The 20,802-nt window shown below is 62.8% G+C and carries 19 protein-coding genes; 10 read left to right on the top strand and 9 right to left on the bottom strand.

The annotated features are described in order from the left end of the window. Nucleotides 1–83: 83 nt before the first annotated feature. Entirely contained in the window at nt 84–581 is a 498-nt protein-coding gene (locus J3A64_RS23705) for a MerR family transcriptional regulator (RefSeq protein WP_286176291.1), read from the bottom strand. Between the two features lie 153 nt (nt 582–734). On the opposite strand from J3A64_RS23705, the gene J3A64_RS12305 reads away from it, so the two are divergent. The 5 genes from J3A64_RS12305 (at nt 735) to J3A64_RS12285 (ending at nt 5,131) form a co-directional block, all read left to right on the top strand. Further along, nucleotides 735–1,157 (top strand): Hsp20/alpha crystallin family protein, encoded by a 423-nt coding sequence (locus tag J3A64_RS12305; protein ID WP_011773920.1) that lies wholly within the window; start codon nt 735–737, stop codon nt 1,155–1,157. Nucleotides 1,158–1,289: 132 nt separating this feature from the next. Then, nucleotides 1,290–1,766 carry a J domain-containing protein gene (locus tag J3A64_RS12300; RefSeq protein WP_210064405.1) on the top strand — a complete coding sequence of 159 codons (477 nt, stop codon included), beginning with the start codon at nt 1,290–1,292 and terminating at the stop codon, nt 1,764–1,766. Next, nucleotides 1,763–2,140, top strand: a complete 378-nt coding sequence (locus tag J3A64_RS12295) for a hypothetical protein (protein WP_011773922.1) — start codon at nt 1,763–1,765, stop codon at nt 2,138–2,140. Before J3A64_RS12300 ends, J3A64_RS12295 begins: the two co-directional genes overlap by 4 nt. A gap of 147 nt (nt 2,141–2,287) precedes the next feature. Continuing rightward, a complete protein-coding gene (locus tag J3A64_RS12290; RefSeq protein ID WP_210064404.1) occupies nt 2,288–3,325 on the top strand; it encodes a VOC family protein in 1,038 nt (345 codons plus the stop codon). 474 nt (nt 3,326–3,799) lie between these two features. Beyond that, nucleotides 3,800–5,131: a DUF6350 family protein gene (locus tag J3A64_RS12285; RefSeq protein WP_210064403.1), complete on the top strand. Its 1,332-nt coding sequence runs from the start codon at nt 3,800–3,802 to the stop codon at nt 5,129–5,131. A 53-nt stretch (nt 5,132–5,184) separates the two neighbouring features. Here J3A64_RS12285 and J3A64_RS12280 read toward each other — a convergent pair whose 3' ends face one another. Next, nucleotides 5,185–5,634, bottom strand: coding sequence for a hypothetical protein (locus tag J3A64_RS12280; protein WP_210064402.1), 450 nt, complete (start codon nt 5,632–5,634; stop codon nt 5,185–5,187). 11 nt (nt 5,635–5,645) lie between these two features. Here J3A64_RS12280 and purN point away from each other — a divergent pair, with 11 nt between their 5' ends. Further along, nucleotides 5,646–6,215: a phosphoribosylglycinamide formyltransferase gene (gene purN / locus J3A64_RS12275; RefSeq protein ID WP_014921038.1), complete on the top strand. Its 570-nt coding sequence runs from the start codon at nt 5,646–5,648 to the stop codon at nt 6,213–6,215. A gap of 57 nt (nt 6,216–6,272) precedes the next feature. Here the strand turns inward: purN and J3A64_RS12270 are convergent, their stop codons facing one another. Genes J3A64_RS12270 through J3A64_RS12260 form a run of 3 tightly spaced genes read right to left on the bottom strand, consistent with a single transcriptional unit; the run spans nt 6,273 to nt 9,558 of the window. Continuing rightward, nucleotides 6,273–7,625: an MFS transporter gene (locus J3A64_RS12270; protein ID WP_210064401.1), complete on the bottom strand. Its 1,353-nt coding sequence runs from the start codon at nt 7,623–7,625 to the stop codon at nt 6,273–6,275. Nucleotides 7,626–7,676: 51 nt separating this feature from the next. Next, the gene (gene murQ / locus J3A64_RS12265; RefSeq protein WP_210064400.1) at nt 7,677–8,636 is read right to left on the bottom strand and encodes an N-acetylmuramic acid 6-phosphate etherase; all 960 of its coding nucleotides are present in this window, start codon (nt 8,634–8,636) and stop codon (nt 7,677–7,679) included. Beyond that, the gene (locus J3A64_RS12260) at nt 8,611–9,558 is read right to left on the bottom strand and encodes an N-acetylglucosamine kinase (RefSeq protein ID WP_210064399.1); all 948 of its coding nucleotides are present in this window, start codon (nt 9,556–9,558) and stop codon (nt 8,611–8,613) included. The genes murQ and J3A64_RS12260 overlap by 26 nt, the downstream gene beginning before the upstream one ends. Nucleotides 9,559–9,834: 276 nt before the next feature. On the opposite strand from J3A64_RS12260, the gene J3A64_RS12255 reads away from it, so the two are divergent. Together J3A64_RS12255 and purH are read left to right on the top strand one after the other, a co-directional pair. Then, the gene (locus tag J3A64_RS12255; protein ID WP_210064398.1) at nt 9,835–10,809 is read left to right on the top strand and encodes an endonuclease domain-containing protein; all 975 of its coding nucleotides are present in this window, start codon (nt 9,835–9,837) and stop codon (nt 10,807–10,809) included. A gap of 286 nt (nt 10,810–11,095) precedes the next feature. Then, a complete protein-coding gene (gene purH, locus J3A64_RS12250) occupies nt 11,096–12,766 on the top strand; it encodes a bifunctional phosphoribosylaminoimidazolecarboxamide formyltransferase/IMP cyclohydrolase (RefSeq protein ID WP_011773931.1) in 1,671 nt (556 codons plus the stop codon). 98 nt (nt 12,767–12,864) lie between these two features. Here purH and J3A64_RS12245 read toward each other — a convergent pair whose 3' ends face one another. From J3A64_RS12245 to J3A64_RS12235, 3 genes are all read right to left on the bottom strand, one after another. Beyond that, a complete protein-coding gene (locus J3A64_RS12245; RefSeq protein WP_210064397.1) occupies nt 12,865–13,974 on the bottom strand; it encodes a serine protease in 1,110 nt (369 codons plus the stop codon). Between the two features lie 134 nt (nt 13,975–14,108). After that, entirely contained in the window at nt 14,109–15,068 is a 960-nt protein-coding gene (locus J3A64_RS12240; RefSeq protein ID WP_051025057.1) for a hypothetical protein, read from the bottom strand. A gap of 332 nt (nt 15,069–15,400) precedes the next feature. Further along, nucleotides 15,401–15,967, bottom strand: coding sequence for a cysteine hydrolase family protein (locus J3A64_RS12235; RefSeq protein WP_286176288.1), 567 nt, complete (start codon nt 15,965–15,967; stop codon nt 15,401–15,403). Between the two features lie 154 nt (nt 15,968–16,121). Between J3A64_RS12235 and J3A64_RS12230 the strand changes: the two genes are divergently transcribed. Both J3A64_RS12230 and J3A64_RS12225 read left to right on the top strand, forming a co-directional pair. Then, entirely contained in the window at nt 16,122–17,099 is a 978-nt protein-coding gene (locus J3A64_RS12230; protein ID WP_014921047.1) for a GlxA family transcriptional regulator, read from the top strand. A 243-nt stretch (nt 17,100–17,342) separates the two neighbouring features. Then, nucleotides 17,343–19,562, top strand: a complete 2,220-nt coding sequence (locus J3A64_RS12225) for an NADP-dependent isocitrate dehydrogenase (RefSeq protein WP_210064395.1) — start codon at nt 17,343–17,345, stop codon at nt 19,560–19,562. Nucleotides 19,563–19,625: 63 nt separating this feature from the next. On the opposite strand, the gene J3A64_RS12220 is transcribed toward J3A64_RS12225, so the two are convergent. Continuing rightward, the gene (locus J3A64_RS12220; RefSeq protein ID WP_014921049.1) at nt 19,626–20,735 is read right to left on the bottom strand and encodes an FAD-dependent oxidoreductase; all 1,110 of its coding nucleotides are present in this window, start codon (nt 20,733–20,735) and stop codon (nt 19,626–19,628) included. Nucleotides 20,736–20,802: the final 67 nt, after the last annotated feature.

The raw sequence follows: 20,802 nt of genomic DNA, 5'->3' as shown, positions 1-20,802 counted from the left end.
TCGTGATCTCCGGGCGAGTGCACGACACTCCATCCTCTATTGACTACTGTCGAAGTAGCAACGTGGTTCTCGCCGCCGGTCGTTCAGTCGTTTGCAGTGTCCGTGAACATTTCCGGGCTTTCCCGGTATGTGCCAGGCCCAGCGGCTTGAACCTCAGCCCCACCCCGCGCCCGCTTCAGGTCCTTCCGCAGCCCCCGGTTGTCCTCTCGTAGCCCGCGGTTGTCGTCAGCCAACCCCTTGTTGTCTTCCGTCAGCCCCCGGTTCTCAGCCTCTAACTCCAGCACCAGCTTCACGCCGGCCAGGTTCAGCCCCTCATCCAACAGCACCCCGATCCTGCGCAGCGTCGCAAGGTCACTTTCGCTGTAGCGGCGCGTGCCGCCGTCGGTCCTGTCCGGGGTGAGCAGGCCCTTGCGCTCGTATTGCCGGATGTTCTGCTGCCCTGTGCCTACGAGCTCCGCAGCTACCGAGATCGCGTAGACGCCGCGCGCACCCAGGCCCGCGCCAGAGGTGCCGTCCGCACCAGAAGCCGCCAGTCCGCCGTCGTACTCTTCAGCGGCAGTCTGACCATCCGAAGCTGCCATCAAGAACCTCCAAAAATCCTCCAGAAAACTACTTGCATCCACTCTCTCACCGGTGCTATAAAAAATCTATACCAGCCATCACAGATCGAGCAGGATCGAGCAGGCTGGTACGAACAACAGAATCAGCATCAAGACCAAAGGAGTGAGAACCAAATGCTGATGCGCACTGACCCGTTCCGCGAATTCGACAGGCTCGCCCAACAGGTTTTTGGCACAACAGCACGCCCGGCCGGAATGCCGATGGATGCATGGCAGGAGGACGGACAATTCGTTGTTGCCTTCGATCTGCCAGGGGTGGATCCCCAGACCGTTGACCTGGACGTCGAACGCAACGTCCTCACGGTCAAGGCCGAACGCAAGTCGCCCGCGGGAGAGAACACCGAAATGATCGCCGCCGAGCGCCCCCAAGGCGTCTTCAGCCGCCAACTCATCCTTGGTGACACCTTGGATACCGACGGCGTCCAGGCCAGCTACGACGCCGGGGTACTCACACTCCGCATCCCCGTCGCCGAAAAGGCCAAGCCGCGGCGCATCGAGATCCAATCCAATGGGCAGAGGCAGGAAATCAACGCCTAATCCCGTCCGCCCTGCCGGAAGGCTCACCCGGGGTGGCCAACCGGCAGGGCGCCAGCCGGGAACAACGGAGGCGGCCGCATCGGAATAGTTGGGCGCAGGCCTCGCGCCACGTCACAGCGTTTTTTAGCGCACATGAAAGCGACCCCCGCCCGTCGTCTCCCGATTGATGGCCCCCGGTCCAGGCCGGGGGCCATCGCCAACCCGCAGCAGGAAACCGGAACAGCATTGAGCACCCAACCTGACCACTACGCCACTCTCCACGTGTCGCCGGACGCGACGGCCCGGGAGATCACCCGCGCCTACCGCACGCTGCTACGGACCCACCACCCGGACACACGCCAAAAGGTCGACGACGGCGACACCACCTCCGCGGCCGACCTCCAGGAACTGCACGCCATCATGCAGGCGTACGTCGTTTTGTCGGACCCAGGGAAGCGGGCGGCATACGACAGTGCGCGGCGGACGCCCGGCGGCACGGGCGGAACGCCGCTGAAAGTGCGCTTCCACCGGTCTGAGCCTGGGGCTTCGGGACCCGAACAGTCCCCGCTTTCGTTTGGACCAGCACGCTGGGAACCATCGCCCTTAAGAACCCGAAGGAGAAATTCATGAGCGCTTGGCGTCCGTACGACGGCCACATCATCCCCGCGTTCTACGAACGGTTCGAGAAACGCTGGGGGAGAGGGACGGCCCCGTTCCTGGATCCCGAAGTCCACGAACAGCCCATGCCCCGCGCCCAGTGGATCAACCCGGACACCGGGGCTGCGGTGGCTGTCGTGCCGATTTGGACCGATGACCCCGAGCACCGCTCCTTCGGTGTGTTCTACCTGCCGCCCGCCGGCGATATCTGGATGCTCCGCCCCGGCCCCACAACGTTTATGGAACCCAGCAGCGGAGCCAGCCGCGAGCAAGTGACGCTCCGCAACGACGCCTTCAAGAAGGCCGTCAACCATGCCAAGGAGTTCATCTACGGTCCGCAGCTATAGCAGGGTAGGCGCGAGGGGTTGGATCTCGACCGAAAGCGAGCTCCAAAGTCCCGAGATCCCGCCCCTCGACGGGAGTAAAGCGGACGCATCCTGACCTCAACCAGTCGTAGCCTGAAACCACTGAACCCCCACCACGAGGACACGGACATGACTGCGGCAAACCCGAGCATCAGTACAGTTCCCACAGGCTACTCCAGCATCAGCCCCTGGCTTATCACCCGGGACACCAACGCCCTCTTCGAGTTCATCACGGCAGCGTTCGGAGCGGAGGAGATCGACCGCGTCGTCGGTGAGGACGGCAGCATTGGGCACGCGGAGGCGCGGATTGGCGACTCAGTAGTCCTCGCTTTCGACAGCCGACCGCATTGGCCCGCAACGCCGTCGTACCTCCGCCTCTACACGCACGACGCCGATGCCGCCTTCCACGCCGCCCTCGCGGCGGGCGCAACCATCGTTTCGGTCCTCGACAACAGCGCTTGGGGTGACAGAGGCGCCCGCATCCAGGACCCGCTGGGGAACGTCTGGTGGATCATGTCGCACATGGAGGACGTGTCGGACGACGAAGCCGCCAGCCGTTGGGAGGCTCCCGAGTACACGGCGGGCATGGAATACGCAGTGGAGTCCCTCCGCCGGCACATGACGGGCCAACCCGATGCGCCGGTCCCGGACGAGGTCAAGGCAATGGCCCCGCTGGTCCGGGCCGACGGAATCCGTGCCGTTCCGGCAGGGTACCGATCAGTGGAACCGTGGATCATTACGCGCAGCACTCCCGAGCTCCTCGACTTCATCACTGCTGCTTTCGGCGCCCAGGAAGCGTTTCGCGTGCCCATGGAGGACGGCTCTATTGGGCACGCTGAGGCGAAAATCGGTGACTCGAACGTCCTGGCCTTCGACTCGCGCCCTGACTGGCCTCCGACTCCGGCTTTCCTCCGCGTTTACGTCGACGACGGCGATGCCACCTTCGCTGCCGCACTCGCCGCCGGTGCCACGGCGGTTACGAACATGACCGAAATGTTCTGGGGCGAAGAAGTGGGCCGGGTTCGCGATCCGCTGGGGAATCTCTGGTGGATCCACAGCCGCGTTGCTGAGCTCACTGGGGAAGAGGCCTATGCCCGCGCTGGGGATCCGAAGTTCGTGAAAGCCATGGAGTACGTGTCGGGCGTGGACTTCTTCGCGAGGGGTTAGCTCTCGGCACTAAGGCGGCCACCCGCTGTCGAGCATTAACCCTTGTCGCCGAGGGGCGAGCTCTCGGCAGTAAGTTGGCCTCAAAGTGCTGAGAGCTAACCCCTCGGCGCGGGATCCAACCCCTCAAAGTGCTGAGAGCTAACCCCTCGGCGAGGGAACTAAGGGCGAGCACACAAAAGAAGGCTGGTGCAGCCTATGGAGAGAATCCAAGGCGGCTGCACCAGCTGCTAGTACGACTTTCTGTTGTTAGTTGTGACACCTATCCATTGGCCGCTCCTAGTTCCCGGCTTCGATTGTTTCCGGGCCTTTCAAAGTCTGCGCAGGGCTGGGCGGAGCTGAGGAGGTCATTGAGGGCTCCGTCCCGGGAGAACACCTCCAATTTTACGGCGGCCCATGGCAAAAAGCGCTGGAATTCGCGGTATTTCAGGGGCGCCTGCCGGGGGAGTGCTGCGCACCGTGGCACGATAGATCACGATGAAACTGCGCGCTGATCAGACCGGAAACCGTGGCCTCCCGATGCCCCTTTGGCTGCAGGGTGGTTTGGAAGCGGCTCAGGCAGCGTTCATTTCAGCCATTGTTGTGGTCCTGCCCCTGGTGGGGGTGTGGGCCACCGACGGGTTCCAGAACCGGAACGTAGACGCCTTGGCGCGCTTGGCCGGGCAAGCCTGGCTGTTGATCCACGGTGTCCCGTTGGAACTGGCGCACGTCAACCTCGGCACTGCGGCCCAACCCGGTTCGGGTTTGCTGTCGCTCATTCCGCTCGGCCTGACGCTTATACCGTTCCTGCTCGCATGGCGGGCGGGCCGCCGACTTGCCCGGGCCTCGTACACAGACCAGCTGTGGCAGGCGTTCCTTGGCGCGTTCGTGGTCTATGCAGCATTCGGCACGGCGACCGGCTTCGTCTGCCGAACCCCGGAGGTTGTCATCAACCTTTGGTTCGCTATGACCATTCCGCTGATCTCGTTCGGCCTCGGCATGATCGTGGGCGCCCGACGTGAGGCGGGCTCGTGGAGCCGCCTGATCGGCGTCGACGCCGTCGCCTGGCTCGCGAAGACCAGCCAGCATTCCCGGTGGGCGGGCTCGTATGTGGGCTCGGCGTTGAAGGCTGGCTTCGTAGCGACGATGGCTGCCGTCTGCTTGGCCGCACTGCTCCTGGCCGTGACCATCGTGTGGCATTGGACGGACATTATCGCCGTCTACGAAGGTATCCAAGCCGGTGCCTTGGGCGGAGCCGTACTCACCATCGCGCAGCTCGGCTTCCTGCCCAACCTGGTCATTTTTGCCCTGTCCTGGTCCACCGGCGCCGGATTCTCGCTCGGTATCGGTTCCACCGCGGGTCCGCTGGGCACCGCGGTGGGACCACTTCCAGCCGTACCGGTCCTTGGCGCACTTCCTGCAGGACAGCTCGAGTTCGGTGCAATGGCCCTCGCGCTGCCCGTCGTCGCCGGGATCCTGGCGGGCTGGTGGTTCCTGCGCGAAGGCGAGAACCACTTTGACGAGTGGCTTTCCATCAAGATCAAAGCCCGCTGGTTCACAGCCACCGTTTCCACACTGTTCCTGGGCGCGTTCATTGGCGCCGTTGCCGGGCTTCTTGCCGGGGCCTTGGCATGGATCGCGCGCGGTTCCGCCGGCATTGGACGGCTCACGGAAATCGGACCCCACCCGCTGTGGACGGCGGTCTGGCTGGCCGCCGAAGTGGGCATCGGCGTCGTGATTGGTTACGCAGTGGGGCCGTGGCTGGAACGCCGCCAGAAGCTCCGCGAAGCGAATCTCGACGAAGCAGCGTACGACGACGAACACGCCTGAGCGGGTTCGTTCAGCTCGCGCTGAGGTGCCGCAGCGGTGTTATCGCAACGGTGTTACCGCATCGGTCCCGGCATCGAGTTCTCGAGCTGCGTGAGGCACTGTGTCTTGGCGGACTCCGTGAGCGCCGAGCGTGAGCAGTCCTGGTAGGTGCTGACTTGGTTGAAGAAGAGCGCGGACGTCAGGATCAGGAGGCACATGACGGCCGTGACAACCAGGCCCGAGATGGTGCCGAAAAGCATCAGCTTCGGGTGCTTGTGCTTGAGCGTCCGTACTAAAACGACGATGCCCAACACCAAGCCTGCAAGTGTCAGGATGGCGCTCAACCACACATAATTCACGTTCAGGGAGAACACGAAGAACGCGCCCAAAGCCGTCAAAAGGAAAGCGCGGAAAAGGTTCTGGGTCACGCCGAGGGCGGACTTTTCGGCCTCGGAGCGGGGTTGCTGGCTCGGCCTGGGACCGACGTCGGGATTCATGTTTTCCAGCCTACGCGAGCCGCCCATAAGCTAGTGCAATGCGCATTGTTGTCCTCGTCTCCGGTACCGGTTCAAATCTTCAGGCAGTCATCGACGCCGTGAAGTCGGGTGAACTGGATGTCGAGATCGCTGCTGTGGGCGCCGATCGGCCCGATACGTACGGTGTGGAGCGCTCCGACGAGGCCGGCATTGAGACCTTCGTGGTCAACTTCAACTCTTTCGAAACCCGCGCCGAGTGGGATTCCGCCTTGCGCGACAAGGTCCTGTCCTATAAGCCCGACGTGGTGGTTTCTTCCGGTTTCATGAGGATCGTCAGCGAGGACTTCATCAACGCTTTCGGTGGCAAGTACGTCAACACCCACCCCGCGCTGCTACCGTCGTTCCCGGGCGCCCACGGAGTGCGCGACGCAATCGCGTACGGCGTGAAGGTCACCGGGTGCACCGTCCACTGGGCCGACGCCGGCGTGGACACAGGCCCCATCATTGCCCAGGAAGCCGTGACCGTTCTTCCCGAGGACTCAGAAGAAACCCTCCACGAGCGCATCAAGGTAGTGGAGCGCCGCCTCCTGGTCCAGACCCTGGCGGACCTCGCCGCGGCACCTAACTAGCTGGCATTAGTGGGTGTTCCCAGGGCTGGGAACAACCACTAATGCGGCTCAGTTGGGTTAGGAGAGTTCGCGCTGCTTCGTTTCCGGGGCGAAGAACGCCATCCACAGCACGGACAGCAGCACCAGACCACCGGCCATAGCGAACGACTGCGCCAACCCGAACTCCGGCCAGAAGAACGAGGCAAACACCAGCGGACCTAAGCCTGCCCCGATGCGGGAGAACGTCGAAGCCCAGCCGAAGCCGGAACCGCGAAGTTCAGTGGGATATAGCTCGGACACGTACGCATAAAGCACCGGGATGGCCACCTGGACCACGAAGCCGAACACCAGCAGCCAGAACACAGCAGCCGACGGCACATCCACCACAAAGGCCACGATCACAAGAGTCAAGGCGGACAGTGGGCCGGTGATGGCCAGGATCCACTTGCGGCCCACACGCTCCACCAGCAGCGCTGCCACCACCACGCCTAAAAGTCCGACGGCGGCCATGCTCGCCGTCGTGACGAACGCCTTGTACTCCTCGAATCCGGCACCGATGAGGATCCGGGGCATCCACGTCAGGGACAAGTAATAGACCAACAGAATGCTGAAGAACAGGGCCCAGGCCGCCGTGGTGATCTTCCAGTTGAACTGCCAAATCCGGCGCAACTGGGCCCACGCGCTGCCGGGGGAGAGGCGCGGCGCGGCCTGCGGTTCGGGCAGGCTGTACGCGCGGGGCTCGGCGCCGGTGGCCTCGACCAAACCGTCGATCACCGCCGCAGCTTCAGCACGGCGGCCCGCACGGATCAGGAACAGCGGCGACTCCGGAACCGAACGTCGAACCCAGAAGACCAACAACGCGGGCAGCACCATGATCAGCATGGTGAGCCGCCAGTCGCCAAAAACGGCAACCAGTCCGGCGGAGATGAATCCACAGAGCGCGGCGCCGATCGGCCACCACCCATCCATGGCCGTGAGCACCTTGCCCCTTTGCTTGCGGGGCGTGAACTCACCCACCAGCGCATAATCCACGGGAATGCAGCCCCCCAGGCCGAAGCCGGCCATGAAGCGGAAGAGGCAGAACCACACGATGTCCGGGGCGAATGCACCCAGAACCGTGAAGATGCTGAAAATCAGGAGGGTGGCAGTGAACGCCTTCTTGCGCCCGATGGTGTCCGCGATGGTTCCCCATGCGAATGCACCCACCGCCATGCCGATCAGGTTGGCCGTGCCGATCCACGCGGCATCAGCCGGTTGCAGCGACCAGTGCTTGGACAGCAGCGGAATCAGGATGCCGTTGAGCGTCACATCCCAGGCGTCGAACATGAAGCCGAGCCCGCCGATCAGGAAAATCCTGCCTTGGACTTTCCACCGCCATGGCAATTCCTGCACAACTTGTTCGCCGCTGGGCACGGCTGTGTATGTATTCATTTGCCCTCCTGCAAGCAACTTTATGCGCTGGGGCGAGCACCGCCGTCCGCGTTACTTCTGGTTCTCGATGGCCCTCCGCAGGAAACCGCCGGCTTCTTCCAAAGCGCCCTTGGCCTGACCAGCCTCGATGCCTGTCAGGAGCACCAAAATGGCCGCTTTAACCGAACCACTCACAGAGTCCAAAGCCGTGGCAGCTTCCTGGGCGGACACGCCGGTGGCGTGCTGAACCGTCCGTTGTGAGCGCGCCAGCAGCTTCTCGTTTGTGGCACGCAGATCCACCATGAGGTTCCCGTACGTCTTGCCGAGCTTGACCATCACCAACGTGCTGATCATGTTGAGGACAAGTTTCTGGGCCGTGCCGGAGTTCAGCCTGGTGGAACCTGCGATGAACTCCGGACCCACAACCACCTCAATCGCGGCATCCGCCAGATGACTCACCGCCGAGCCCTTGTTGCACGCCAGCGACGCCGTAAACGCGCCCCGCTTCCGTGCTTCTTCCAGCGCACCGATCACGTAAGGCGTCCGGCCCGAGGCTGTAATACCCACGACGGCGTCGGCTTCGGTCACGTTGATATCGTGCAGGTCGCGTGCGCCCGCCGTAGCGTTGTCTTCCGCGTACTCCACCGGCTTCTGGATGGCCTGTACACCGCCGGCAATAAGTCCGACGACGAGTCCCGGCGGGGTGCCGAACGTCGGCGGGCACTCGCTCGCGTCGAGCACACCCAGACGTCCGGCCGTTCCGGCTCCCACATACAAAAGGCGGCCCCCGCGCTGGAGTCGCTTCGCAACGGCGTCGACCGTTTGAACAATGGCGGGACTCGCGGCCTCAACGGCAGCATGTACTCCTGCACTGTGGGCAAGCATGGCGGCAACGAGTTCTTCGGTGCCCAGGATGTCCAGATTGTCCAACCCCTCGGCTGTGGCCTCGGTCTGCAATCCGGCGAGTTCCGTGCGCAGGCCCGCGAGTTTGTCCGCGTCAGTGGGGCTAGTCGGGCCAGTTTGTTCCGTCACGGTGGATGTACCTTTCCTGGATGAGCCCGCGGCGCGTCGCAGCGAGGGCAGCACCGTCCAAGCCATCGCCGAGCGGGGCCACCACCTCAATCCCAGCCGAAGCGAGGGACTTCCGCAAGAGCGCCGCGAAGAAGTCCGATCCCACCACACCACCCAGCATCGCCACGCGGGGTGTGCCGCCCTCGTCGCCGCCGGATGCAAGCTTCACCGTGTGGGTCAGGATGCGGCAAGCCTCGCCGATGATGTCATGTGCGACGGCGTCACCCGCCTCCGCTGCGTGCAGAACCAGCGGCGCGAAGCGGGCCATTGCCCGGTAGGGGTTCTCGTTCGCGGCGAGCCACCCGGGAAGCATTTCCGCCGAGTCCACCAGAGCGCCAGCCGCGGCTGACAACGACGTAGCAGGGCCGCCGTCGTGCGCTTCAAGAACTGCCTGGAGTCCCTGCTGACCGATCCATCGACCGCTGCCGCGATCACCAAGGTAGGGTCCCCAGCCGTCAGCCCGGTGCAGCACACCGGCCTCATCGAAGCGGAAGGCCACGGCACCTGTGCCCACGATCAGCGTGGTACCGGGGGCGCCTTGGAGCGCGCCGAGTTGGGCGGCCGTGGCATCGGAGAGGACCGCCGCAGGCACGCTGAACCTTTGAGCCAACATGGTGGCGAGTTCCTGCGACTTCTCCGCGGATGCTTCGACGCCTGCCACGGCCGCACCAACGCTGGTGATCGCACCGACGGGAAGCCCTGGCGGCAACAAGCTGACCGTCTCGAGGAGGAGTTCGAACGCGAGGGTAGGCCCGTTATCCACGTGCACCCCGGGGAAACCATGCTGGTCGGCGGCACCCAGCAACTCCGTACCGCTGCGCAACTCTACGCGGCAACGGCTCTTCCCTACATCGGCAGCAAGAACAACCTCGGTGGCTTCCATGGATCAACCCTATGTTGCGAGGCCTGATCTGCAGGGTATGGCTTGCGTTTAGCGTGCGGAGCGGGCCTCTCAGTGGGTGGGCTCTCTGTTGCGAGGCCTGATCCGCAGGGTATGGCTTGCGCTTAGCGTGCGGAGCGGGCCTCTCAGTGGGTGGGCTCTCTGTTGCGAGGCCTGATCCGCAGGGTATGGCTTGCGCTAAGCGTGCGGAGCGGGCCTCGCAACGCGCGCGCAACTTCTGTGGAGGAATAGTCGCAGCGCCTCTCAGGGGCCAAATCTGTGGATAACGCAACGCCGCTGACCGTTTCCGGCAAGCATGGTCCCATGCGGAAACCCATGCCACTGCCGTCGGAGATCGACCCGGAAGGCTTCCTTGTCAGCGATGCGTACGCGGCTGGCGTGCCACGCGGGAGGCTGCAATCGGCAAGTCTCGTCACACCCAGCCGCGGAATCCGGGTGAGCCGGAGCGATAGCCCCAACGTGCCGCTACTTGCACGGCTGCACACGGCCGTCACTCCCAGATGCGCGGCCAGCCACGTGACCTCTGCGCTCCTCTGGTCGATCCCGCTTCCGATATATCTGGAGGAGGAGGCCAAGAACGGCGTTATTCATGTGACGCGACGACACGAAATTGGGCGGGTCAAGCGTCGCGGTGTGGTCGGGCATCGGGCTCCGCTCTTGGCCAGGGATGTTCACGTGGTTAACGGGATCCAACTGACTTCGCCGGAGTGGACCTGGATGGATCTGGCGCGGCACATGGGGCGGTCTTCGCTTGTGGCCGCCGGAGACTTTCTGTTGGCCCGGGAGAATCCGTTGTCCTCGATCGAGGCGATCCAGGAAGTCATTGACCGACGACCCAAGGTCAAGGGAATCAGGATGGCCCGGGAGATTCTGCCGCTGCTGCGCGTTGGGGTCGACTCTCCGCAGGAATCCCGGCTGCGGTTGAAAATCGTCGACGCCGGACTGCCGGAGCCAGCGGTCACACAGCCCGTCTTCGATGAACACGGTAGGTACATATCCACGCCGGACCTCCAGTACAAGGAGTACAAAATTGCCATGGAGTATGAGGGTGACCATCATCGCTCCGACCCCGTGCAGTGGGGTAAGGACATCGAACGTGACGACCGGCTTCGAGCTATGGGCTGGATCGTGCTCAGATTCTCCGATGTCCAGATGAAAGGTGGATGGGCTAACGCTGAACGTAAGGTGCGCGACGCGTTGGTGTCGCGCGGGTGGCGAGGCCCGGCGTCGTAATTCGCGCACGGCTGTGGGTGCAGAGCGGGCCTCGCAACGCAGGGGCGCAATTTGTGGGGCCTGGTGTGCAGGGAATGGGGTGGGTTGTGGGTGCAGAGCGGGCCTCGCAACGCTGGGGCGCAATTTGTGGGGCCTGGTGTGCAGGGAATGGGGTGGGTTGAGGGTGCAGAGCGGGCCTCGCAACGCAGGGGCCACGAGGACGTAAAACCGGGGCGGCAACGAAACACGATAAACTCTCCGTATCCCACCACCCGCGACATCTACGCGAACTAAGACGGAGACTTTTGTGAGCTTGACGCAGCTTGACCGTGTTCCCATCCGCCGTGCACTGATCTCGGTTTACGACAAGACGGGACTGGAGGAGCTCGCGAAGGGCCTGCATGCAGCAGGCGTCGCCATTGTTTCCACCGGCTCCACCGCCAAGAAGATCGCCGCCGCAGGCATCCCGGTGAAGGAAGTCGAAGAAGTCACCGGCTCCCCGGAAATGCTGGACGGCCGCGTCAAGACCCTGCACCCGCGCGTGCACGGCGGCATCCTGGCCGACCGCCGCGTCCCGGCCCACATGGACACCCTGGCCGGTATGGAGATCGAAACGTTCGACCTCGTGGTGGTGAACCTGTACCCGTTCGTCGAGACCGTGAAGTCCGGCGCAGCACAGGATGACGTCGTTGAGCAGATCGACATCGGAGGCCCCGCCATGGTGCGTTCGGCTGCGAAGAACCACGCCGCCGTCGCCATCGTCACGGACCCCAACTTCTACGGCGCAGTAGTCGACGCCGCCGCTCACGGCGGTTTCGACCTGAACACCCGCCGCCGCCTTGCCGCCAAGGCCTTCGCGCACACCGCGAGCTACGACAACGCTGTTGCTTCATGGACTGCCAGCCAGTTCCTGGACGAAGACGGCGACGGCATCATCGACTGGCCCGCCTACGCCGGCCTGTCCCTGGAACGCTCAGAGGTCCTCCGTTACGGCGAAAACCCGCACCAGCAGGCCGCACTGTACGTGGACAAGGCTGCCCCCGCCGGTATCGCCCAGGCCGACCAGTTGCACGGCAAGGCCATGAGTTACAACAACTTCGTCGACGCCGATGCCGCCCTCCGCGCTGCCTTCGACTTCGCGGAGCCCGCGGTCGCGATCATCAAGCACGCCAACCCGTGCGGCGTAGCTGTTGGTTCCGCCGACGCTGCAGACCCGATCGCCGATGCCCACGCCAAGGCCCACGCCTGCGACCCCGTCTCCGCTTTCGGTGGCGTGATCGCCGCGAACCGCACCGTCACTGCAGGCATGGCCCGCACGGTCGCCGACATCTTCACCGAGGTTGTCATCGCCCCGGACTTCGAGCCCGAAGCCGTGGAGATCCTCTCCAAGAAGAAGAACATCCGCCTCCTCGCCCTGCCCGAGGGCTACGGCCGCTACCCCTCCGAGATGCGCCAGGTTTCCGGTGGCGTCCTTGTCCAGATGAGCGACAAGGTGGACGCCGACGGCGACAACCCCGCCAACTGGACCCTCGCAGCCGGCGAAGCCGCCGACGACGCAACCCTCGCGGACCTCGCCTTCGCATGGACTGCTTGCCGCGCTGCCAAGTCGAACGCCATCCTGATCGCCAACCACGGTGCAGCCGTGGGCATCGGCATGGGCCAGGTCAACCGCCTGGACTCCTGCCGCCTGGCCGTCGAGCGCGCCAACACGCTGGGCGTGAAGGTGGAGTCCGACGTCGAAGGTGCGGGCGGCGCGTCAAACGCCAGCGGCGGCGACGCACCTGAGCGTGCACGCGGTGCCGTTGCTTCCTCGGACGCGTTCTTCCCGTTCGCTGATGGCCTGCAGATCCTGATCGACGCAGGCGTCCGCGCCGTCGTCCAGCCGGGCGGTTCCGTCCGTGACGAGGAAGTCATCGCCGCAGCCAACGCTGCCGGCATCACGATGTACTTCACGGGCGCACGCCACTTCTTCCACTAGAAGAGGTAGCCCGACGGGCCCAAGCACCACAACGCAACGGCGGCCGCCCCCGGTAGGGGACGGCCGCCGTCGTATTTAACAGGGACTTGCTGTTTCGGTTATGAAGCCGCCGCAGCAGTGTTGTACGTGGACTGGATCACGGTGCCCCAGTACGGGCCGTACATGGAGGTGGAGTTGCTGCCGTATCCGTAGCTGTTCACGGAGTTCTGGTAGCCGGAGGAGCTGGTGCCGATGAACCACGGACCGCCCGAGGAACCACCGGTCATGTTGCAAGGGATGCCCTGGCTGTTGAACTGCGGGTTGTAGGGATCGTTGGTGGCGGTGCCGGAGCAGCTCTTGAGCGATTCGCCGTTGAAGGGCGAGCCTGCCGGGTAGCCAAAGGCCTTGTAGCTCAGGCCGCGGGCGGCATTGAACTGGACGCCTGAGGAACCAACCACGTCGGCAAGCTTCTGGCCGTTGAGGGTGTTCATGACGGCGAAGGCGGTGTCGTACTGCATGTTGCCGTTGGAGGCCCACTGGGTGGGGGCGTACAGCGCCTTTGCCGTCCACTTCCCGTAGGGTGCTGCACCGTTGAGGTAGGCGGGAACGAAGACGAAGTTGGTGGCGTAAGCGCCGGGGCCTTCGTTGAGGCAGTGTCCGGCGGTAGACACGGTGCTCTTGTTGGCTGCGGTGACGGAGTTGCCTGAGCAGACGTAGTTGGAGCCGCCCAGGGTGAAGAAGATCTTGCCGATGTGCTTGACCGGCGTTTCGCTCTGGTTCACCTTCCGATCGATGGTTTTGGAGTCGGTTGCTGCCGGCTGTCCGGCGATGCTGCTGATGGCGCCCGGGGCTTCAGTGACCGGGGCTTTGCCGAGGTTGAGGAGCTTGCCGCGTTCCAGTGCTTTGGCGGCTAGGATTTCGCCGGACTTGGCATTCTTCATGCGTTCGGGTGTCCAGTAGTCTGCAGCGCCGGCGTCCGACACTACATGGCTGCTGACCGCAGCGCCGCTGGAGTCTGTGGTGTTTACCGGAGCCGCGTTGGCGCTGGTGGTTCCAACCAGCGCCAGGATTGCGGCAGCGGACAGACTCAGCAGGCTTGTGGCCAGGGTCTTGGTTTTTGTCACGTTGTTCCTACCTATCGAGGGAGTGAGGCGGCCAGTGATGGCGACCGCCGACTGACGTGATTGAAGGTACCCAACGTATGACAAGTTTGTAAAGAGATGTTTCATAGTTTGTGATAATTGGCTGTCACTTCTTGTCGAGTGGCAGCGTTGCGTGGTGACACGAGCTCACCTCACGGGGCCAGGCCACTCCTCGTGGAGGTGGCCCGGCCCCAGCGATTCAGTTGGTCACTGACCGCCGACTATTTCTTGACCGGGCAGATGCCCTTGGTGGTGGTGTTGTAACCCGGCAGGGCAGGTTTTGCGGGAGTGCCTGTTCCCAGTTGAGCAAGAATCTCTTCCGAGAGTAGGTCTTGCTTGCCCTTGAGGGCGTCTGCAACGGTGGGGTCCTGCGAAAAGACGAGCTCGGCGGCAATGTTGTCTTGAACGATTCGCGCCAGGTTATCCAATGCCACTGCCACGGGATCGGCGGGCGTTTCCAGTCCCGGAAGGTCAATGAGATGTGTATCTATTTTGGCCGGATTCATAAGATCCTTGATGATGATGGTGTTCTGGTTCAGCTCAGCGGTTGTCCATTGCGATAGCACCACGGTGTACAAATCGGCCCAAGCTGATTCGCCAAGTTTTCGGCGCCACGTCCCCATCACATCCCTGACGCCCGCGATTTGAGCCTCTGAGGCATATTTCATGTTCACCCGAATGTCTGGGTAAACGCTGCTGGCGAATATCTGGAACGAAGCGACGTTGAAATTCTTATTCTTCACTGAATCGGAAATGAACTCCATGCCTCGAGTGAGGATGTTGTGGCACGATTTTTGCAGCTCCGGCACGAGACCGGCTGCGGGTAGTGCTTTCCGAGCGGTCTCGAGTTTGGATCCAAAGTCTTGAAGCGGGAGGATCCAGTTTCTGGAATGGTCGTCGTTAAAAGCAACCAACTTGAGGTCATGCGCGTCGATACGGGCTCCATTGGCAACTTTAGGGACATTGTCGGTGAGGTATGAGGCGACAATGGAGTAGCAGCCGAGGGGAACGTGGGCGATCGATTTCGCCAATTCGAATACCTGGGGGACGGGCTCAACGGACTCCCGTACTCCATTCGTGATGAGTGTAAATTTTCCCCCAGTTGCATTGTTTTGCACAACAATCACCGGCGACAGGTGCTTGATGAGGTCCGCCTTCAAAGCAGCGTAGTTGGATCTCATCCCGGCATTGACAGCCAGGATCGCTTGCTTTGCGTTGAGGCTCGGAGCTCCGGCGATCGTAGGCGTAGCCCTCGCCTGGGACAGCGGCACAGCGGAGGTGATTAGGGCTGTTGCCCCAATGCCGGAGGCGCCTCGGATGAAGCCTCTGCGTGTAGTCATGTGAATCTTCTTCCTGATTCAAGGCACATGGTGTGCCTTGGGATTCTTGGCGCTGATAGGCACCGGAAGATTGCGGGGACACTCTCCGGAGTTCTGTGGTTGGAATCGGCGGGCAACTGGGGAGTGGCAGGGCGCTTGGAGGGGCGCCCTGCCGGCCGCCTGGTTGTGGGACCTTAGGTCAGTTCCTCCTGGGTGGCAACTACCACACCATAAAGATCGGAAATCGTGGCCAACGCCGAATAGTGGACTTGGCACGCGGCCAGTTCGGTGCCGGCGACAGGCAGCGAACGGGTTGCGCTTGCGTCGGCAACGACGGTGGGTTGATTGCCTCGCAGAAATGCACCCTGAGCGGTGTATGCGACGCACATGTGGGTCATGAATCCTGCAATAATCAGACTCTCCCGCCTGGCAGCATCAACATGCTCGGCCAGGTCCGTGTCCAGGAAAGCGTTAGGTGCCTTTTTCACGACGACCGGCTCACCTTCGATCGGAGCTACCTTCGGATGGATTTGACCAATCTCATTCCGAATGTCATAAGGCGTTCCATCTCCGCCGTCGTTAATGACGTGAATAACCTTCGAACCGGCCTTTCGAGCACGTTTAAGCAATTCGGCGGCTTTCTCCAAGGCGTTTTCCCAGCCATCCAACTCCATCACACCAGTGGTGTAGGTGTTCTGATAATCGATAAGAATTAGCGTCGAATCGCCAAGTTGTGCTGGTGTTTCATCCAACCCGTTCAACTGGCGGAGCGTAGTTCTCGGCATCATTTTCTCCCTAATCTGCAGAATGCATCCAATAAATGGACCATTTGATAGGCTAACTTCGCACGCAACACCTCTGCAATGACGCCTAACATGCAAAAACCGACATGGCAGTTGAGCCGAAAGAAACCTGGTGATCAAGAAGCTGGTAGTTATCGTCCTATTCGACAACGTCGATCTGCTCGACGTCACGGGGCCACCCGAAGTCTTTGCACTTGCCAAACGGGAGAACGATGAGGCAGCCAGCTATGAAGTAGTCCTGGCCGCTGAAACGTTGGTGCCGGTGACCACGGGGGCAGGTGTCAGAGTGGTCCCGGATGTCACTTTCGAGGACTTGGGCAGGAGGCGTATTCAAACGCTGATCGTCCCTGGCGCCGTTGAATTCGACACCAACCGCCAAATCCGTCCGGTCGTCCACGCGGCTGTTGTAGATCGGGTGAAGCAGCTCACCGGGCGGGCCGATCGCGTGGCGTCGATCTGCGTTGGTGCGCATATCCTGGCCGCAGCGGGGCTGTTGGACGGCATACGTGCAACTACGCACTGGTCCACGGCAGAGCAGCTTGCTGCAGAGCATCCTTTGGTGGATGTGGATCCAGATCCGATTTTCATCCGCCAAGGCAGAGTGTGGACCGGTGCCGGAATCAGCGCCTGCCTGGATCTGACCCTTGCCCTCATAGCCGAAGACCTGGGGGAGGAAACCGCTTTAAGAGTTGCTCGCCAGCTTGTCATGTATCTGAAACGCCCTAGTGGGCAGAGCCAGTTCAGCGTTCCGTTGGCAAGGACCTCCACCAATAGGCGTATCGAGGACCTCCGCCATTACATCCTGCGCAACGTTGCCCAGACTCTCACCATCGGGAAGCTCGCGGACATCGCCAATATCAGCGAGAGGCAGGTGACCCGAATCTTCAAGAACGAACTCGGCATGACACCCCATAGCTACATCGAGTCCGTCAGGGTGGAAGTGGCGCGCGGCTACCTTGAATCCACCGATGCGACGTTGGAGCGAATCGCTTCGGTCTGCGGCCTCGGCTCGATCGATACCCTGGTCCGAGCTTTTCGACGACGCCTCAACACGACACCTACCGAGTACAGGCTCAGATTCCAGACGTAGTAGCAGAGCACGTTGAGGGGATATCGGCCTGCCGGACCCTACGCGGAAACCACCCGTGCCAGGAAAAGCCGCCGGCGCACGACGTCGGCAGGCAGCGGCGGCGGTCAGGCCGCCGTCGGGCGTAAATCGCTTTCCCGGACGGTAACGCAGAGAGTGATCCCGGACACGAAGAGCCGTCAAAACGGTCTACTCGGGTAAGTTAGAGATGTTGAAATCTGCAGACTTTCAGGGAGAACCCCACCAATGGCCAAGATTATCTATACCCACACAGACGAAGCGCCGATGCTGGCAACTTACTCATTCCTGCCGATTGTTGAAGCGTATGCCTCGACCGCAGGAGTAGAGGTGGAGACCCGCGATATTTCGCTGGCCGGCCGCATCATCGCCGTCTTCGGTGATTTCCTGACAGAAGAACAGCGCACGGGCAACGCGCTTGCTGAACTTGGTGAACTGGCAAAGCAGCCGGAAGCCAACATCATCAAGCTGCCCAACATCAGCGCCTCCGTGCCGCAGCTCAAGGCTGCCATCGCCGAACTCCAGGCCCAGGGCTACGCCCTCCCGGACTACCCGGACAACCCCTCCTCGGACACCGAGACGGATATCCGCTCGCGTTACGACAAGATCAAGGGTTCCGCCGTTAACCCGGTGCTGCGTGAAGGCAACTCGGACCGCCGCGCACCACTGTCGGTGAAGAACTACGCCCGTCAGAACCCGCACTCCATGGGTGCCTGGTCCGCTGATTCGAAGACCAACGTTGCCACCATGGGCGAGAACGACTTCCGCTCCAACGAGAAGTCCGTTGTCCTCAAGGCCGACGATTCCCTGAGCATCCAGTTGGTCCGCGAAGACGGCACCACCAAGGTCCTCAAGAAGGACTTCCCCGTACTGGCCGGCGAGGTTGTGGACGCTACCGTCCTCCGCGCCGACGCCCTGGATGAGTTCCTCAAGGCCCAGGTTGCCCGTGCGAAGGAAGAGGGCGTTCTCTTCTCCGCACACCTGAAGGCCACCATGATGAAGGTCTCGGACCCCATCATTTTCGGCCACGTGGTCAAGGCATACTTCTCCGAGCTGTTCGACACCTACGGCAAGCAGCTCGCAGCCGCAGGCATCAGCCCGAACAACGGCCTCGCTGCCATCCTCAGCGGCTTGGAAGACCTGCCCGAGGACGTCCGCGATGGCGTCAAGGCAGCCATCACCAAGGGCCTCGAAGACGGTCCCGCGCTGGCCATGGTGGACTCTGACAAGGGCATCACCAGCTTGCACGTTCCGTCGGACATCATTGTTGACGCCTCCATGCCTGCCATGATCCGTTCGTCCGGCCACATGTGGGGCCCGGACGGCAAGGAAGCCGACACCCTGGCGGTGATCCCGGACAGCTCCTACGCCGGTATCTACCAGGTTGTGCTGGACGACTGCCGTGCCAACGGCGCATTCGATCCCACCACCATGGGCACTGTTCCCAACGTGGGCCTCATGGCACAGGCAGCCGAAGAATACGGCAGCCACGACAAGACCTTCGAGATCCAGGCAGCCGGCACCGTTCAGCTGGTGGACAGCAAGGGCAACGTCCTCACCGAACACCAGGTCTTCCCGGGCGACATCTGGCGCGCATGCCAGACCAAGGATGTCCCGGTCCGCGACTGGGTCAAGCTGGCCGTCACCCGTGCCCGCGCTTCCCAGACCCCGGCTGTGTTCTGGCTGGACGAGACCCGCGCCCACGACGCCAACCTCATCGCCAAGGTCAACGAGTACCTCAAGGACCACGACACCGAGGGCCTGGAGATCAAGATCCTTTCCCCGGTTGAAGCCACGGCCTTCACGCTGGAGCGCATCCGCAAGGGTGAGGACACCATCTCCGTCACCGGTAACGTGCTCCGCGACTACCTCACGGACCTGTTCCCGATCCTCGAGCTCGGTACCAGCGCCAAGATGCTCTCCATCGTTCCGCTGATCAACGGTGGCGGCCTCTTCGAGACCGGCGCCGGTGGCTCCGCTCCCAAGCACGTCCAGCAGCTGGTCAAGGAAAACCACCTCCGCTGGGACAGCCTGGGCGAGTTCCTTGCTTTGGCCGTCAGCTTCGAGCACCTTGCCACCACCACCGGCAACGCCCGCGCACAGGTCCTCGCTGACACGCTGGACCGCGCCACGGGTACGTTCCTGCTGGAAAACAAGTCCCCGCGCCGCAGCGTCGGCGAGCTGGACAACCGCGGCAGCCACTTCTACCTGGCCACGTACTGGGCCCAGGAACTGGCCAAGCAGACCGAAGACGCCGAGTTGGCCAAGGACTTCGCGGCAATCGCTGAAGCCCTGACCTCCAACGAAGAGGCAATCGTCGGCGAGCTGGCCGCAGTCCAGGGTACCGCCGTCGACCTGGGCGGTTACTACCGTCCGGACGCTGCCAAGGCCGCTGAGATCATGCGCCCGTCGGCTACGTTCAACAAGGTCCTCGCGACCCTGAAGTAGTCCTGGTATAACGCAACAGGCCCGCAGGCATTGCCTGCGGGCCTGTTGCTTTTAAGCGAGGATTCAGCGTTCCGCGTGGAACCGCTCAGGTGCCACGCCGCCGTCGACGATGTCCTTCAGCACCCGGCCGATTGCCGGTGTGAACTTGAAGCCGTGGCCCGAGAAGCCGGCACCCACAACCAACGGACCGAAGTGGTCCAGCACAAAGTCCTCGTTGGGCGTGGTGGTGTAGGTGCAGCTGATGGGAACCGCGGTGGAAGGGTCGACGCCGGGAAGCCACTCTTCTGCGTACCGCACCAAAGCTTCCATCTGGTGGGGGATGGGCTCGAACGTGCGCTCGTCCGGATCCATGACGGGGCCGACGCCGTGCCAGCCGGCCTTCACGCCTTCGCCGGGAGTGAGCATGCCGTAAACGGGGCTGTACCAGTACTCGTACGCTTCGTTGTTCGGATCGGGGTCCGGGCTGTGGTTGAAGCTCGGCCACACCAACGTGTTGTCCCTGGGAGTGAAGTGGGCAGGCTGTTCCTGGGTGACCACCAAAGCCGGGAGATCAGTGAGCTTGCCGATGAGCTTGGGTGTCCAGGCGCCGGCCGTGACCACCACGCGGCTGGCCGTGTACTCCGTCTCCTCCGTCACCACCACCGCTGATTCGCCGCCGGTGACACGAATGTCCCGGACCGGCGTCGAGTACTTGAAAACAGCACCGTGCGCTTCCGCTGATTTCCGCAGCGCCACCAGGGCGTCAGCCGAGCGGATCCGCCCGGAGCCTGGCACGAAGAGGACGTCGGTAGCGAAGTTCATGCCCAGCCAGCGGTTGGCGGCTTCATCAGGGGAGATGAAGTAGCTCTCGATACCGCGTGCCTCGTGGGCTTCCCGCACTTGCTGTAAGCGGGGGACGTTGCCGTGGTTCACCAGCCCCACCATGTCCAGGAGCGGGGCGCCGTGCTCGGCCGCGAGTTCGTCCCAGAGCGTCTTGGACTCTGCCAGCAGGTCCAGGTAATCGGCCTCGGCGTAAGCGGTGTTGAAGTTGCGGGTGGCGCCGTGGGAGGCGCCGATGTGGTGCCCGGCCTCGAACTGCTCCAACAGAACCACTGAGCGACCAGCCCGGGCGAGTTGCCACGCGGCAGCCGATCCCATGGCTCCTCCGCCAACAACTACGACGTCAACCTGCATGCCTGCTCCATCCACAAAGTCCGCGACTCCAACCGGGGCCCCGAAGAGGGCCACCTCCCATTCTGCC

The organism is Pseudarthrobacter sp. PvP004, from assembly GCF_017876035.1.
In the GTDB taxonomy this organism is placed as follows: Bacteria; Actinomycetota; Actinomycetes; order Actinomycetales; family Micrococcaceae; genus Arthrobacter; species Arthrobacter aurescens_A.
Note: the sequence above shows the minus strand (reverse complement) of the source record. Positions and strands in the feature narration are given on the sequence as shown.

What these genes read in the sequence shown, in the direction of transcription:
- J3A64_RS12245 (WP_210064397.1), bottom strand. Translation starts at nt 13,974, where the DNA reads ATGAAACATCTCTTTACAAACTTGTCATACGTTGGGTACCTTCAATCA.
- J3A64_RS12285 (WP_210064403.1), top strand. Translation starts at nt 3,800, where the DNA reads ATGAAACTGCGCGCTGATCAGACCGGAAACCGTGGCCTCCCGATGCCC.
- J3A64_RS12305 (WP_011773920.1), top strand. Translation starts at nt 735, where the DNA reads ATGCTGATGCGCACTGACCCGTTCCGCGAATTCGACAGGCTCGCCCAA.
- J3A64_RS12270 (WP_210064401.1), bottom strand. Translation starts at nt 7,625, where the DNA reads ATGAATACATACACAGCCGTGCCCAGCGGCGAACAAGTTGTGCAGGAA.
- J3A64_RS12290 (WP_210064404.1), top strand. Translation starts at nt 2,288, where the DNA reads ATGACTGCGGCAAACCCGAGCATCAGTACAGTTCCCACAGGCTACTCC.
- purN (WP_014921038.1), top strand. Translation starts at nt 5,646, where the DNA reads ATGCGCATTGTTGTCCTCGTCTCCGGTACCGGTTCAAATCTTCAGGCA.
- J3A64_RS12300 (WP_210064405.1), top strand. Translation starts at nt 1,290, where the DNA reads ATGAAAGCGACCCCCGCCCGTCGTCTCCCGATTGATGGCCCCCGGTCC.
- J3A64_RS12280 (WP_210064402.1), bottom strand. Translation starts at nt 5,634, where the DNA reads ATGGGCGGCTCGCGTAGGCTGGAAAACATGAATCCCGACGTCGGTCCC.
- J3A64_RS12220 (WP_014921049.1), bottom strand. Translation starts at nt 20,735, where the DNA reads ATGCAGGTTGACGTCGTAGTTGTTGGCGGAGGAGCCATGGGATCGGCT.
- J3A64_RS23705 (WP_286176291.1), bottom strand. Translation starts at nt 581, where the DNA reads ATGGCAGCTTCGGATGGTCAGACTGCCGCTGAAGAGTACGACGGCGGA.
- J3A64_RS12295 (WP_011773922.1), top strand. Translation starts at nt 1,763, where the DNA reads ATGAGCGCTTGGCGTCCGTACGACGGCCACATCATCCCCGCGTTCTAC.
- J3A64_RS12240 (WP_051025057.1), bottom strand. Translation starts at nt 15,068, where the DNA reads ATGAGATCCAACTACGCTGCTTTGAAGGCGGACCTCATCAAGCACCTG.
- J3A64_RS12225 (WP_210064395.1), top strand. Translation starts at nt 17,343, where the DNA reads ATGGCCAAGATTATCTATACCCACACAGACGAAGCGCCGATGCTGGCA.
- J3A64_RS12260 (WP_210064399.1), bottom strand. Translation starts at nt 9,558, where the DNA reads ATGGAAGCCACCGAGGTTGTTCTTGCTGCCGATGTAGGGAAGAGCCGT.